Raw genomic sequence first — 15191 nt, 5'->3', positions numbered from 1 at the left:
TAGTGAAACTATTCCTACATGCCTAGCCGAACGGATTCGTATCCCCACCCTTCACAAAGTCTGCCGGATAATGGATGGATGAAATGACCTTGTTATCTTTCAGGCGTATCCATGACTTGAAAGAGCGTTTGCCTTCCATCAGTTCGAATACACGGGCACCGTTTCCTCCGGGCACATCATGGTAGACGGTTTTTCCTCCGGTAAAACGTCCGTAGCCCAGTAAGAGGCCTTTCCATTTGGCCACATAATCGTTTACGTGATCGTGACCGACGAACGTACCCATTACATCGCCTGCTTCCAGCATTGCCGTGAACAGTCCGGAATTGACAAAGGGTGCACAGGCTTTCTCTTTACGGACGCCGATCAGCAACGTATTTTCGTCGGAAGCAGCCTGGTTGTATTCGGGCACCGGGATATGGAAAAAGGCCAGTGCAGGAAGCGGTTTTCCCCCGTTCTTTGCAGTCAGGGCGGCACTGCTCTTCCTGTACCAGTCGATTTGATCGGGCTTGATCCAGTCGTAACCTTTAGTCTCCTCCTTTACAGAATAGGCCAGACTGTCGAAGCCATAGAGGAGAAAGGCTTCCTTTGAACCGTCCGAGCTGTTCACGGGAAGGATAAAGTTCGTTACTCCGGTTATACCTTCCACCGTTCCGGTCAGGTTTCCCGGCATTTCACTGATAAAGGTATAGATCTCGCGGCGGGTCATATCGTGCTCGTCGTCATGGTTACCCAGCGTAGCGGCAAACGGGATATTGCGGGAGATGACAGGCTCGAAAGCTTTCCGGAAACCCTCTGCTGCCGGTTTGGCAAATACGATATCGCCGGTATAGATCACGAAGTCGGGCTTTTCGGCATCCAGCACTTCGTTCATGCGTTCAGCTGCTTCTTCCGAAGTCGGATTGCCCGGCACCCAGTGGATGTCGGTAAACTGTACGATCTTGAACGTACCGTCCGCACGGAACTTCAGTTTGCCGGCATGTGCCTTATACAACGGACTGTCCAGGTAAGAAGCGCCTGTCGCACCCGTTACGGTTGCCGTTTCCTTTCCGGCAGCTTTCGTGCCGGATATTCCCAGAAAAGACACCGGGAGCAAAAGCCCCGATGTCCGTAAAAATTCTTTTCTATTCATTTCACTATAACTTATTTAATCCACCACGGTTTGTCGGATGTCCGGTCGTTGCCCCCGAACTGCGATTGCAGGGCGGCCTCTACGTTGGCGGCATTGTTATTATATTCGTTCTGCGGATACATCCAGCGGTAAGGCAGGTTTACGCCCGTAGCCCTGCGGAATTCGGGATAACCCGTACGCAACTGGTCGTAATACGGCATCCACATACTGCCTTGCAGGAAGGTCGGTATGTATTTCTGCAGGATGATACGTTCTATCTTCTGATCCTTTGTAAGCGAAGGGCTATAAGCCACTTTCTCGCCTTGCAGGTAAGCCGTAACCGCCGCCTCATCCAGGTAACCGGCCACAGTGGGTGCATACTTTTCATAAAAGCGGAAAGAAGCCTTGACGGCAGACTCGTAAAGAGCCCGGTCGTCACCCGAAATCCAACCACGCACGACGGCTTCCGCCAGGATCAGCTGCTGCTCCGTATAGCCCAGCAGGATCATCGGTTCGTTCGTTGCATGCTGGTAATAGCGGGTGGCCGGCTTAGAACAACCGCCCAGCGTCACCTTGTCGTTCACCAGGCTGTAGGCAATGGCAGGGTCTCCCCCATCGTAGGAAGAGAAATCGTCAATAGCCAGGCCGGCCTTCTCCGCAGCCGGGGTCTGGGTACAGAAAGCAAACAGGCGCGGGTCTTTGCGGGTAGCCAGGGCAGCCACATAGGTGGAGTCCATATAACGTCCCGAACCGAAGTCGCTGTCGTTGAAGTAAGGGTAACGGTCGTCCTGCTGATCGAGGAAAACCAGTTGGCCGTTGTCGGCATCGCTTGTCATCAGCGGTTCGTTCTGCGAGATACGGGCGAAGGTCGATTTCACGTCCAGGCTGCCTACGGTTTGCTTGTTCGACAACGACATCAGGACACGCAGGCGGTAGGCGTTGACCAGACGGCGCCATTTCATCAGATCGCCGCTGTAGATGATGTCTCCGCTTATGATACTGTTATTGTCGGTCAGCAAGGTGTTCGCTTCTTCCAGTTTGGCAAGCACCGTGGCGAGTACCGTCTCCTGCGAGTCGTATTTAGGCTGGTACAAGCCGTTTGTTTCCGCCTGCATGGCTTCGCTGCATGGCACGTCGCCGAACTGCATCGTGAGCATGTAGTAATAATGGGCTTCGAAGAAAAGAGCCAATGCCTCATATGCTGACTGGTCGCCTTTGGCGGCTTCTTCCTTCATCTTCGCTACGTTGCGCAGGTTGTTATAATAATCGAAACCGCCGCGTGTCCATTTGTACACCTGGTAGGTGCTCTCGCCGGAAGTCAGGATCAACATTTTCGTGGCATGGCAGACCAAAGCGCTTGACTCTTCGAACGTGGTAAACGACAAGCCGGTAAGCAATAACGCCGGATCAGTGGTTGTCGGGTTGTTCGGGTCGATATTCATTTCTTCCAGGTCGATGCAGGAGTTGCAGGTAAACGCCAATGCGGCACCGGCAACGATATATTTTAGATACTTCTTCATTGTTTTATCTGTGATTATAATTTGATTGATGCGCTGATACCTATATAACGTGCCGACGGGTCTTGCAGGTCGCTGTCGCTTGCACCGAAGTCGGGATCGAGGTACGGGGTCTTTTTCCATACTCCCAGGTTATTACCGAAGAGGGCCACTTCGAGTCCTTTGATCTTGTTCATCTCGAAGAGGTTCTTCAGATCGTAGGAAACAGCCACACGGCGCAGTTTGAGGTAAGAACGGTTGAATGTATTGGCGAACAATTCGCTTTCGGCGGTGCGTACCACGGCACGGTAGGGATAGTTCTGCGCCCAGGTCTGGATATTGACAGCCGTTTCATTCTTCTTATATTGGCGGGTATCGGAGAGGATATTCCCGTTGACATCGTAGGTAACTTCGCCGCTCACGATATTCACTCCGTCCGGCACATAGATCGCCTTACCGCCGTTATCGTATTCTTCCTGACGGTACATAGTAGACTTGGGATGCTTGCCGCCCCACCACATCTTCTGGGTCGTCGTAGAGATCAGCGTACCGCCGATCGCCCCGTCTATATCGATATTGACCGTGAAATTCTTGATCTTAAATGTATTCTGAAGGCCATAACGTACGTCGGGCGACTGGTTGCCTACGTGGGTCTTGAAAGCACTCTGGGTAGGCATGCCGTTGCTGTCGAGGATGAGCTGCCCATCGGGAGTCTTTTCCCATTCGGTAGCGTACATGGCATCTGCACGGTCGCCCACTTTCAGGTCGCCGAACTTCTCCTGTCCGCCGTAGATCTTCGTGAGCTTGCGGATGTTGCTGCTCCAGTTGGTGGAAAGGTTCCAGGTGAAGCTCTTGTTCTGCACCGGAGTAGCACTAACGATCAACTCGAAACCGTTTGTCGTGTATTCATTTCCGTTGACGAAACGGTAAGGGAAACCGGATGCTTCGGATATAGGCAACTTGATGATACTGTTCTCATCCAGCATACGGTAATAGGTCAGATCCAATCCCAGCCGGTTATGCAGGAATGAGGTAGACATACCCACTTCGAAAGAAGAGGTCTTCTGCGGCAGGATATCCGGATTAACCAGGGCGGTAACCGTACCGGAACCCGAAGGATCGGTCACAGCATTGGGATAAGTCACCGAAGGCGTACTTCCGTAGAGGATACCTTTCGCATAAGTGGCCTGCAAAGCATACGGGTCGAGGTCGCTCGACACCTGTGCCCATGCCCCGTTCACCTTCAGGTAATCCATCCAGGAGGGCAGTTTCACATATTCGTTTACCAGCGTACTGACGGAAACGGAGGGATAGAAATAAGAATTGTTTGCCGCAGACAAGGTAGACGACCAGTCGTTACGTCCGGTAAAAGTCAGGAAGACCGACTCGAACAGGTCGATATTGACGGAGCCGTAGATACTTTCGATCGCCTTCTCGTTCATCGAGTTCGTTGCGCTCACCGGGTTCAGGCTGTTACCCAGGTTGTACACTTTCGGAACGATCAGACCATCTGTTGCCTGCGCTTCCTTACGTATCTGGCGGTAATAGAGGGAGGTTCCCAGGTTGGCCGTGAAAGCGAAGTCTTTGCTCACCGCCTGCGTATAGGTTGCGAGGGCATCGGCATTGATATCCAGTTGGTCGGTGTTCCAGGTCTTGTAGTCACCGTTACGGGAGTCGCCGTAGTTCATGTACGACTTCGGGCTTTTCATATCTTCGAACGTGTTCTCCAGACGTCCGGCGGCACGCCCCTGCACAGTCAGGCCGGGCAATACGTCCCAGTTCAGTTTCACCTGCCCGTTCGTCGTGTTGCGGTCATGCTTCTGGGTCAACTCGTTGGTTGCAAAATAGGGGTTGTTGTACCAGGCGTAGTTGTAGTTTGCCTGGCGTGTACCTTCCGAGTCGGGACGGTACATATGTTCGGACAATTCCTTGCCGTTCACATCGTTACCCATCCAGAGCAGGATAGTGTACATATGGTTCTTCGGGCCGTAGCCGTAACGGGGATAGTTGGGCGAATAGACCTTGTTGTACGACAGGTTGGCCGACAACGTCACCGTGTTGCTCAGGTTGAACATACTGTTGAAGTTCAGGCCGCCTGTATAGATAGAGGTATTCGGAACCTGCCCGCGTTGTTTGGAGAAGTCGCCGTTGAAATTGTAGTTCGCCTTTTTCGTCTTGTTCGCCACCGAGAAAGTAGCCTTGGTGATGACACCCGTACGAAGGAAGTCTTTCAGGTTATCGTGGGCTTCCCAGGTGGTCGGCACACGCTCGTAGCGGGTACGGTCGTCGTAAACCGATCCGGCCACATCACCCCACCAAGGGATCACCTCTCCCGTCTGCTTGTCGCGGATCGGACTGTTCCACTGGGCTATCTTCTGCCCTTCAAAGCGAGGCCCCCAGGTCATATCGCCATCGGAGATACCACCGTCGGCACCGTCCCAAAACTCATACTGTCCGTTCGAGCCGGAACCGAACTCGTTCTGTGTCTCAGGAAATACCGTAAAACCGGCTGTCACCATGCTGGAGATACCAGCAGTGACCACCAGTCCTTCTTCCTTGGCCAGTTTCGTAGAGATCAGGATCGCCCCGTCTTTACCACGCGAACCGTACAAGGCAGCCGCTGCCGTCCCTTTCAACACGTTGATACTCTCGATATTCTCCGGAGAGACATCGAACAAATCCGACTCGACAGGAATACCGTCCACCACCATCAGCGGCGTCTTGCCGCGAAGGGAGAAGCTGGGTGCCTGGAACATGCCGGTGGGATTGTTGACCGTCAGGCCTGCCACCTGCCCGGAAAGTGCGTTACCCACGTTGACCGTACCGGGTTGCTCCAAGGCTTCGGTACTCACCTGCTGGGTGGTGTATCCCAGTTTCTTTTTCTGCTGCTTGATACCGATGGCAGTCACCACCACTTCGTCGATCAGCTTCACGTCGTCCGACATTTCCACATTGATAACCTTCAGGTTGCCTATCGGGCGTTCCACCGTTTCATATCCTACGAAAGAAAAGACCAGTGTACCGTTCTTCGGTGCTTCGATCTCGTAATTACCATCTATATCCGTTACGGTTCCGACAACTGAATTCTTAACCACTACTGCGGCTCCTGTCACGGGGCCCAGTTTATCTGTTACCGTCCCGGTCACTTTCACCGCTTGGGCAAAGGCCAGAGTCGAACAAATCAGAAAGCTACAAATCAATAAGTAAAATTTGCTTTTCATATATAAACATTAATTGATGTACATGCACGAAGTCCCGGGGCAAGGTCTCGGACTTGCCCTAAAACATTCGTTTCCACTAAAATATAAGGGGATGGGGAGTAGAGAGGGGAAAATTAGTAGAGGCTTTTCAGCTTGACGTTATCAAAGATAGCCAGCAGACGCGACGAGTCTTTCTTGTTACCCTGGAGGGCTTCTTCAAACGTATTGGTATCGGAGTCGATAGCGGCTAGGGCGATCTTCAGCACATTGGCGAATTCGTCCGACGCCTCTTCCTTCGTCAGCTTCTTGCTTTTTACATCTTTGTTCAGCTGTTTCTCGATCGAACGGACGGCATTATAGATACCCGGTTTACGGATCACCGTACGGCGTGACGGGTCGCCCGGTACTATTTCCTCTTTGACTACATACATATCCATGAACGCATTGTACAAGCATCCGACCTCTTTGCCGAACTTATGATTGTTTGCGTTAGCCAGTTCTTCAGCAGTAGGTTCCTGCACGGCAGAATAGAACTCCCACGTTTCGACAGGAGCTGCTTCCACATTTGCTTTGCTTGCCTTGTCGTTATCTCCATCGGCAACTGTCACGGCATGCAGCATAGAGAACGAAGTACCCAATAAAACAACTAATAACACTAAACTCTTTTTCATAACGATTTCTTTTTTCTATTAAATTATGCTGCAAATGTAGAGGTGCCATATTACAAAACCGCAACAAAGAAATGAAGATATATTTACCTTTTTGTTACAAAGGAACGTAACACTCCATATCATCACACTGTTAGCTGCCAGGCATTAAAAATTGACTGATAAACTGCCATATGAACGGTTTATAAAGAAATTATCCTATATTTGAAAAATATTAATCTATTATATCTTTCAGACCATGAACACAGAAAAGACCACTCCCGTAACAGCCATCGTTCTGGGAGCCAGCGGAAGAGGTAAATTGTACGGCGATTATTCACTGGAACATCCGGACGACCTGCAAATCACCGGTATTGCCGAGTTGGTGGAATTGCGCCGCAATATATACGGTGACAAATACCATGTCCCCCGGGAAAACCGTGTCGCCACCTGGGAAGAGATACTCAGCCGTCCCAAGTTTGCCGATGCCGTCATCATCGCCACTCCCGACCATCTGCATTACGCCCCTTGCATGAAGGCGCTCGACCTGGGATACGACATCCTGCTCGAAAAACCGATCGCGCAGACCGACGAGGAATGCCGCCGCCTGGTAGCTTATGCCCAAGAAAAAGGAAAGATCGTAGGTCTCACCCACGTCCTGCGTTATTCGCCTTATTTCGGGATGCTGAAAGAGATGGTGAGCAGCAAAGCGATCGGCGACCTGGTCAGCATCCAGCATTTCGAACCGGTGGAACATGTACACATGAGCCATTCGTACGTACGCGGAAGCTGGCGCAATGCGGAAGCGAGTACGCCGCTGGTACTGGCTAAATCGAGCCACGACCTGGATATCCTTCACTGGATCATCGGCAAACCTTGTAAGAAAGTAGTTGCCTTCGGTGACCTGTCGCATTTCAAGGCCGGTAATGCTCCCGAAGGTGCTCCTGCCCGTTGTACCGACGGTTGCCCGGCCGAAGCGTCCTGCCCCTTCTCCGCCCTGAAGATCTATTACCGCGACCGCACCTGGCTGTACGTCTTCGACCTCCCGGAAGACCCGGACAAGCAGGGTGACGTGATCCTCGAAAACCTGAAGACAGGCCCGTACGGCAAATGTGTCTACCATTGCGAGAACAACCAGCCCGACCATTATATGATGCTGATGGAATTTGAAGGCGGCGTAACGGTCAACTTCTCGATCGAGGGGTTCACTTCCTATGGCGGCCGCCGTACGCGTATCATGGGGACACGCGGCGACATCGTCGGCGACATGGAGACGTTCACCCACACCGACTTTGCCACCGGCGTCTCGAAAACATACAACGCCAACGCCGAAGACGCCCTCAACTACGAAGGCGTAGGCCACGGCGGCGGCGATGCCGGCATGATCCGCGACTGGATCGAAGCCATCCGCCAACAGGATGCCAGCCTGATGAGCACCCCGCTCGACAAGTCGCTCGAAAGCCATTTGATCGCGTTTGCGGCGGAGAGGAGCAGGAAAGAAGGGAAAGTGATAGAGATGTAGAAAATTCATGGCCCAGAAGTGTTTATAACAAATCTTTTTCTTATCTTTGGAAAAGACATCTAAACTATCCGGGCCATGAAAACGAAACGAACATCATTCCTACCGGCTATCCTGTTATTAGTCATTTTATCCATCACTAATACAGGCGCTATAACACAATCCCACAGTAGTGATAAGCCGGAGTATAAACGTCCCACAGCAATCCCGAAAGGTGATATGCCACCAGCCTTCCCTGATGATATAAATATTATAGTCAATGAGATCACAATCTATCCCCCTTCCCTATTGAAAGAAGACACCGGAGGAACTGTTACGTGCAAATTCACAATTACCGAAGATGGAGAAACAAAGAATATCAAGTTATTACAAAAGGCCCACTCCCTATTGAACAAAGAAGCAATTCGTATTATCCAGTCGTTTCCCAGAATCCGACCAGCCGTCAGAGACGGGAAACCGGTTCCGTATAAATACGAACTGTCCATCAAGTTTTCCCCGAACGCTTACCGGGCATATCATAGGAAAAGAAAAGAGGATATGATAAAAGAAATAGAATGGCGGGAGAACAACAGATACATCTTTGGACAGGGTAGATTTGTGTGTATGCCCGAATTCCCCGGCGGCCAAGGAATGTTACTTAAATATATGCAAAAGAATATCCGTTACCCCGAATCACTGAAAGGAAGTGGAATAAGCAAACGCCTGACTTGTAGTTTCGATATAAATATATTCGGTATGGTCGATAATATAAAAATCATACGTGGCGGAAACGAGTACCCGGAAATGGATAAAGAAGCCATACGCCTTCTCAGTGAAATGCCGGCCTGGGCGGTTGGAAAAAATCAACCACGTGAAACAACCGACTGGAAATTCGAGGATGTTCCGGAAGGATACAACAAAAGACAGTACCGTGAATACCAAATAGTTAAATACACTATTCCGGTAACATTCAAAGAAGACCTTAATAAGCCTGCAATTGTTAATTGATTATCCCGGCTTCATTTTACAATCACCCAACAGACAACACCCAGCAACACCAAAATAATTACCAAAATAGTATTTCCCCATCGGACAAGAATATGATAAAAAACATGCCATAGAACACACGGGGTAATTTTATCACATACTTTATTTTTTATATCTTCAGCGTTGTTTTAACTTCATTTATTAACCTAAAAAATCAAACGTCATGAGAAAGAAAATCACCTTTATTTTGTTGTTGTCTTTTGCATTTTTGCAAATAAACGCCCAGGGTAATGCACCGTCAAGTATATCAAGCTTTGGCTGTAGTGAAGAAGGTTTAACTATCACATCAGGAGAAGGAAGTTATGCGGTTGATACAAATGGACCAAGGGTAATAAGCATAAATGGTCCTCAAAGACCAGAAGTTGGAGAAGAGGTTTTTTATGAGGCAGTATTAGATTTTAGTGTACCAGGAGTAACATATAATTGGACTGTACCTTCTTCGGCAACAATAATTTATAACCTTGGCTCCAAGATTTTGGTAAAGTTTGCACAATATGGTGTTTTTTGGATACAATGTAGTGCAGAAAATGCGGATGGTACCACAACTCTAGCATATGCTAAAAAAGTAGAGGTTATGCGCCCTGTACCTCCTCTATAAAGGACGGTTTCTATATCTTACGAGTAACCTCGGGAGATAATGTACAAACCAGGACGAACATCCCTGTCCATCCTGGTTTAAAAAAAAGATGTGTCTTGTTTAGGTTCTCTCCGGTTTTGGCTTTAATACTTCATTTTAGCTTGTTGATATTATAAATAAAAAAGTGTCATTTATCAATTAACTCCTGTACGTGTATCCCACCACATCTGCTTACCCCAGAAATCATCTTTGATTTCCGCTTTGAAGGGTTCCACGTTGGCACCGTTCAGACTCGATTCATTGATCGGATACGGATATCTGAAAGGCGGAGTATTATGGCCTACATAATGTGAGCCCGGTGCATGATAATTGGTTGCAGGTACACCTGTGCGACGGTACAATGACCAGCCTTCCATACCTTGTTTGAACAAAGCGATCCATTCCTGTTCGTAAATCTGCTCCAACGTATCGTTGAATTTAGCCTTACCTTCAAGATAAGCCGTAGCATCTTCCACCTCGTTTTCCTGCAATGACAAAGTCACACCTCTTTCGTAAGCTTCTTTGGCAGACATGCCGACCGACCATCCCAACTTAGCCGCTTCAGCCAGATGGAAATAAACTTCTGCCGAACGATAATACGGGGTAAATCCTTTAAATTCATCACGGAAACGGGCTCCGATACGCGAGAAAAGGCTTAGATCCGGTTCTACCGAAGCAGCACCGATCACACCTCCGCGAAACTCACCGTCTGAAGCCGGATGGGCATAGGACGGCAAACGAGGATCATCCAGCGATTTCATCAGGTTTACCAACACGTCACTCACGGCATGGTCGTCACGTGTACGACTATCATTTGCCCAAGGCTCGATATAAGGTGTTTCGCCCGGCCATACAAAAAATGCATTATCCTTATTATCCTCCATAACCGGATATTTTGCAGGATTTCCCATGATCTGCTCGACAGTCGATTTAGCCAGTCCGGCATCTACTCCGGAAATACGCATCGCCAGACGTAAACGCATCGAATTACAATACTTCTGCCATTTCAGCACGTCGCCGCTAAACAATATATCACCATCTCCCAGTGGATCGGAAGCGCCCGTGGCAAACCCATCCGCAGCCGTGGCCAGCATCTCCAGCAAAGCCGGATAAATATCTTCCTGCCTGTCATAGCGCGGCAGCAAAATACCTTCATCCATACGTGCCGCCTCCGAGTATGGCACATCCCGCCAGGTATCGGTAGCAATCGATACCAGCATCGCTTCCCAAACTTTGGCGACGCTTTCCATATTGACCAGTTCCCCCTCTGCCGCACGTCTGCGGATATCCTTCACGTTATTGAGGGTCAGGTATACATAATACCATTTATTCTCCACCACCCCGGTACGAAATTCATAACGCGACTCGTCGATATACTGTATCTTGGTCAGATGACCACCATAGGTACTAGGTTCGTTCATATCATTCCATGGATCAAACAATGTTGTCGAAGCATAACGGATAACGTACGCCAGCTGGTTCGTTATCGGAGCTTCATTGGTTCTGTCAGGATCGGTATTCACTCTTTCAAATGAATCCGTACAACCTACCATTCCCATCAGGAAAGTTACTCCGGCTGTAATTATCGAAAGTTTCAATTTATATCTTTTCATACTCTTCTGATTTTTTAAAATGTAAGACCAACTTTAATACCCATACTACGTGAAGGCATATAAGAGCCCGACTCAAGACCTACTCCGTTGTTATCGCTTCTTGTACTTGATTCCGGATCGATATGCGCTTTATTTGAAGAATGCAACCAGAGGATCGCCAGGTTGTTACCGATTAGCGATACGTTTGCACCTTTGATATAGCGTGTCTTTTTCATCAGTTCTTTCGGGAAGGTATAAGTCAGGTGCACTTCGCGCAACTTAAGGTAAGATCCTTCGAACACGTTTAACTGACGATTACTCAAGTAGTAAGAGTAAAAGAAAGACTTAGCATCCGTTGTCAGGTCGTTTGGCGTACCGTCTTCTTTCACGAAGGTACCCATATCGGCCAGTACATCTTTTCCGACAATGATCGGTTTTTCACGGATATCCCCTTCAGCGGTATAGTCGAGGAGACCGGTATAGCTACCCCACATCTGGCTCACAGAGAAAACATCGCCACCTTTACGAAAATCGAGCAGGAAGCCGAATGTCAAGTCTTTCCAACGCAATTCGCTACGGAAACCAGCCAGCCAGTCGGGTGCTACGCTACCGATCTTCATACTTTCCGTCTTCGGCAGACCGTTCGCACCGATAATATATTCACCCTTATCGTTCTTGATCATACCCGTTCCGTAAAGAGAGCCCCATGATTCGCCTGGTTTGGCATACAGGTAGGTACTCCATTCGGAGCCGATCGTATATTGTGTAAGCGATTGTCCGGTTACCGGATCAGTATACAGTTCTTCAATCTTACTCTTGTCTTTCGACCAGTTCACCGTCAATGTCCAATCCCAATCTTTTTCGCGGATCACAGTTCCGGTTAACTGCAACTCCCAACCTTTGTTTCTTAATTTACCGGCATTAATCAACATACTATTATAACCGGTCGCCTTAGAGGTGGCAACCTCCATGATTTGGTCGGTTGTGATCTTATGATAATAAGCCAGATCGATCCCCAGGCGATGATCGAATAAATTGGCTTCGATACCGGCCTCACCTGTTTTCACCGACTCCGGACGCAAACCGGAAGGCGGGAAAATCGTCGGCAACACAAACTGCGAATTGCCAAAAATCCGATCGGACACCGCACCATAATACTTACCCAACCGATAAGCGGTAGTAGCTGAACCTACTTTTGCCCATCCTCCTCTGATCTTCAGGAAGTTCAGGACATCCGACTGTAGCCCTTCGAATGTGGCGGTAGGTATCCAGCTTGCACTGAAAGAGGGGTAGAAGAACGGATCTTCAATCGTCGAACTCCAATCGTTACGTACGCTTACATCCAGGTAAAGCATGCTCTTATAGCCAAACGATCCCGAGGCATAGATACTGTTCGAACGGATATGTGAATGATCTTGTTCGGTAATAGGGCTACCTTTCACATTCCCCATAGTAAACAAGCCCGGTACGGTAAGCATGTTACCACCGATCGCTTCTCTTTCCCAGTTCACATTACGGTAGTTGGCACCAGCCAGCAAGCTGATGGAGAAGTCAGCTATGTTCTTATTGAAATAAGCAATGAAGTCGGCATTCAACTCCGTCTGCTTCTGATTATACTGGCGGAACCATCCGTCGGGATATGCCGTATTGTAAACATAATGCTGGTTAGCCTGCGTATCATAATAATCGTATCCCAAGCGTCCTTCAAATTTCAGGAACTCAAACGGTTTATAAAATAAAGAAGTCTTTCCGAACAAACGGTTACGCTGGTATTTGTTCAGGTTTTTATTCACCGTATAATAAGGGTTCTGATGATAGTCCGGGTTCCATGAATAAGGTTTTCCAGTAACCGGGTCGGTCTTATCCCAGTTTTCTTTCAAATCCTTCATATCCACTTGGCGTCCGAACCATTGCATAAGCGACTGCATCGGATTCCCTTCGTTGTATCCCCCCTGGGGAAGGTTATCGCTTTCGGTTCGTGTATAGTTAAGAGAGAGATCATAATCGATATATTTGTTGAACTTCAACTGTGTGTTCAACTGGGCGGAATAGCGTCTCTGGTCGGTATTCGGGATCGTACCGGTCTGGTCACGATAGCCGAGCGAAGCACGTGTAGAAGCTTTTTCCGTCTGGCTGAGAAATGAAAGATTATGGTTCATTGAAGTTCCCAACTGTAAGAAATCCTTGATATTATCAGGATGTGATACCCAGGGAGTAGCTTGGCGTACACCGTCTACAACCGGACTGTTTACCTGCGGCAACATCAGGCCTACATCCAAACGCGGCCCCCAGCTCTCGTCGGCACCGCCGTTCACGCCACCGTAAGCAAAACCGTATTTGGAGGCAAAGTCCTGATAAGATCCCGTAAAACCGTTTGCCTGACGTACCGAATAGTCGTATTCGCTACCTTCGTAACCCTGGCCGTATTTATTCTGCATCTTCGGCAGGTTATACATCTGGTCTACGGCAAAATGCCCGTCATAGCGTATTTCAATACCTTTATCCTTCATCTTACCTGATTTGGTGGTGATCAGGATTACCCCGTTACCGGCACGCATACCGTAAAGGGCTGCCGATCCCCCCTTCAGAACAGAGATAGACTCAATATCTTCCGGGTTGATATCCTGCAAACCGCTACCATAATCTACCGCCTGATCCGTACGGTACTGGTCGTTGGCTATAGGCACACCATCCACAACGATCAACGGCTCATTACTTCCGAGTGAGGAGTTACCACGAATCACGATACGTTGCGAAGCACCTACCTGTCCGCCGGCAGAAGTAATCTGCACACCGGCCACTTTACCCGCCAATGAGCTTGCCACATTCAGCTGTCCGGCCTTGGTCAACTCGTCGGACTTTACTTCCTGCAAGGCATAGCCGAGTGATTTCTTTTCACGTGTCAAACCGAGTGCAGTAACCACCACTTCGTCCAGATCTGTCACATCTGCTTGAAGTACGACCGTAACCTGCGGTTTTACGGCCACTTCCTGCATCGTCATACCGACATAAGAGATTTGTAGAATTTTGTTTTTCTCAGGGACATCCAGGGAGAATTTTCCATCCAGATCGGTAATAGTACCGATATTCGTCCCTTTTACCAGAATGGTAGCACCGATAATCGGTTCTCCGTCATCGCCCGAGGTCACCGTTCCGGTTACCTTCATTGTCTGGGCCAGCACCATGCTTATACTTGCAAAGAAGAATAGCATGATAAATGTAAATCGCTTCTTCATAGACACACTTGTTTAATTCAGATTAACATAGAAAATTTATATTGCTTGTCTTTTAACATAGTCTTGTAAGAACTACGTCGATTTGAGAGGAGAGATCCTTTTATCCATCTGCATTTAACATATACTCACAGATACGGAATGCTATATAATGTACGTAAATAAAGAGGTCGCAAATAATGCTAAAGTCGGGTATTCAATTGATTATAGTTACAAATTAATTAGTTCAAGTATTGTTTTATTCATAATTTTTACTTATGTTTGCATTGTTATATAAAATATTAATCATTGAGGTAAGATTCTTTTACCGACATTTTCAAGAGTGAAAAGGTCATTTACCTCACTTATTAAGCCTTTGTTCTTTAAATCTATATCAATAAAAGAAACCTGGTTGATACCCTATTTTTATTGTGAAATTATATATATGATTTAAACAATATGTAATCAGTAAGTTATACGCATATCTTTTCCTGCAATAGAAAAGTATCGTAGTTCTTACAAGACTCACCCCTTCCCGCCTCCCTTTTCAAACGCTGAAAAAACGCCCGAACAGTCATTTTCGATCTTTCGTTTTTATTGTTGCAGATAGTAAAAATAAGTTATATTTGCGGCTGACACTCCGTATGTCAACCCCTCCACTCCGCAAATTATAAACAATAATATATGGTCTTTACTTCTTCAGCATAGTAGTGCTATGCCCCCATCACTTTGGTGACAAATTGGTGACACAGTAGTATTAATTACCTATTTATCA

At 48.1% G+C, this 15191-nt stretch carries 9 protein-coding genes; 3 read left to right on the top strand and 6 right to left on the bottom strand.

Annotation, left to right across the window (positions count from 1 at the left end):
• Window positions 1-22: 22 nt before the first annotated feature.
• From HMPREF1536_RS17555 to HMPREF1536_RS17540, 4 genes are all read right to left on the bottom strand, one after another.
• Window positions 23-1129, bottom strand: coding sequence for a metallophosphoesterase family protein (locus HMPREF1536_RS17555; RefSeq protein WP_081693268.1), 1107 nt, complete (start codon window positions 1127-1129; stop codon window positions 23-25).
• 11 nt (window positions 1130-1140) lie between these two features.
• Window positions 1141-2628 carry a SusD/RagB family nutrient-binding outer membrane lipoprotein gene (locus HMPREF1536_RS17550; RefSeq protein WP_028726755.1) on the bottom strand — a complete coding sequence of 496 codons (1488 nt, stop codon included), beginning with the start codon at window positions 2626-2628 and terminating at the stop codon, window positions 1141-1143.
• 14 nt (window positions 2629-2642) lie between these two features.
• Window positions 2643-5825: a SusC/RagA family TonB-linked outer membrane protein gene (locus tag HMPREF1536_RS17545; protein ID WP_028726756.1), complete on the bottom strand. Its 3183-nt coding sequence runs from the start codon at window positions 5823-5825 to the stop codon at window positions 2643-2645.
• A 113-nt stretch (window positions 5826-5938) separates the two neighbouring features.
• On the bottom strand, window positions 5939-6475 hold the full coding sequence (locus HMPREF1536_RS17540; protein WP_028726757.1) for a hypothetical protein: 537 nt from the start codon (window positions 6473-6475) through the stop codon (window positions 5939-5941).
• Window positions 6476-6710: 235 nt separating this feature from the next.
• On the opposite strand from HMPREF1536_RS17540, the gene HMPREF1536_RS17535 reads away from it, so the two are divergent.
• From HMPREF1536_RS17535 to HMPREF1536_RS17525, 3 genes are all read left to right on the top strand, one after another.
• Entirely contained in the window at window positions 6711-7973 is a 1263-nt protein-coding gene (locus HMPREF1536_RS17535; RefSeq protein ID WP_028726758.1) for a Gfo/Idh/MocA family protein, read from the top strand.
• Between the two features lie 75 nt (window positions 7974-8048).
• Window positions 8049-8957, top strand: coding sequence for an energy transducer TonB (locus HMPREF1536_RS17530; protein ID WP_028726759.1), 909 nt, complete (start codon window positions 8049-8051; stop codon window positions 8955-8957).
• A gap of 202 nt (window positions 8958-9159) precedes the next feature.
• Window positions 9160-9594 (top strand): hypothetical protein, encoded by a 435-nt coding sequence (locus HMPREF1536_RS17525; RefSeq protein ID WP_028726760.1) that lies wholly within the window; start codon window positions 9160-9162, stop codon window positions 9592-9594.
• A 173-nt stretch (window positions 9595-9767) separates the two neighbouring features.
• Here HMPREF1536_RS17525 and HMPREF1536_RS17520 read toward each other — a convergent pair whose 3' ends face one another.
• Both HMPREF1536_RS17520 and HMPREF1536_RS17515 read right to left on the bottom strand, forming a co-directional pair.
• Complete coding sequence (locus HMPREF1536_RS17520; protein WP_028726761.1) at window positions 9768-11225, bottom strand: SusD/RagB family nutrient-binding outer membrane lipoprotein; 1458 nt, start codon at window positions 11223-11225, stop codon at window positions 9768-9770.
• 14 nt (window positions 11226-11239) lie between these two features.
• Window positions 11240-14440, bottom strand: coding sequence for a SusC/RagA family TonB-linked outer membrane protein (locus tag HMPREF1536_RS17515; RefSeq protein ID WP_028726762.1), 3201 nt, complete (start codon window positions 14438-14440; stop codon window positions 11240-11242).
• Window positions 14441-15191 lie beyond the last annotated feature (751 nt).

The organism is Parabacteroides gordonii MS-1 = DSM 23371 (assembly GCF_000969825.1).
In the GTDB taxonomy this organism is placed as follows: Bacteria; Bacteroidota; Bacteroidia; order Bacteroidales; family Tannerellaceae; genus Parabacteroides; species Parabacteroides gordonii.
The sequence above is the reverse complement of the archived record's forward strand: the minus strand, read 5'-3'. Positions and strand labels throughout refer to the sequence as shown.

Bases quoted from the DNA above. Each gene is read 5' to 3' on its own strand.
- HMPREF1536_RS17555 (WP_081693268.1), bottom strand. From the start codon at position 1,129: ATGAATAGAAAAGAATTTTTACGGACATCGGGGCTTTTGCTCCCGGTG.
- HMPREF1536_RS17550 (WP_028726755.1), bottom strand. From the start codon at position 2,628: ATGAAGAAGTATCTAAAATATATCGTTGCCGGTGCCGCATTGGCGTTT.
- HMPREF1536_RS17545 (WP_028726756.1), bottom strand. From the start codon at position 5,825: ATGAAAAGCAAATTTTACTTATTGATTTGTAGCTTTCTGATTTGTTCG.
- HMPREF1536_RS17540 (WP_028726757.1), bottom strand. From the start codon at position 6,475: ATGAAAAAGAGTTTAGTGTTATTAGTTGTTTTATTGGGTACTTCGTTC.
- HMPREF1536_RS17535 (WP_028726758.1), top strand. From the start codon at position 6,711: ATGAACACAGAAAAGACCACTCCCGTAACAGCCATCGTTCTGGGAGCC.
- HMPREF1536_RS17530 (WP_028726759.1), top strand. From the start codon at position 8,049: ATGAAAACGAAACGAACATCATTCCTACCGGCTATCCTGTTATTAGTC.
- HMPREF1536_RS17525 (WP_028726760.1), top strand. From the start codon at position 9,160: ATGAGAAAGAAAATCACCTTTATTTTGTTGTTGTCTTTTGCATTTTTG.
- HMPREF1536_RS17520 (WP_028726761.1), bottom strand. From the start codon at position 11,225: ATGAAAAGATATAAATTGAAACTTTCGATAATTACAGCCGGAGTAACT.
- HMPREF1536_RS17515 (WP_028726762.1), bottom strand. From the start codon at position 14,440: ATGAAGAAGCGATTTACATTTATCATGCTATTCTTCTTTGCAAGTATA.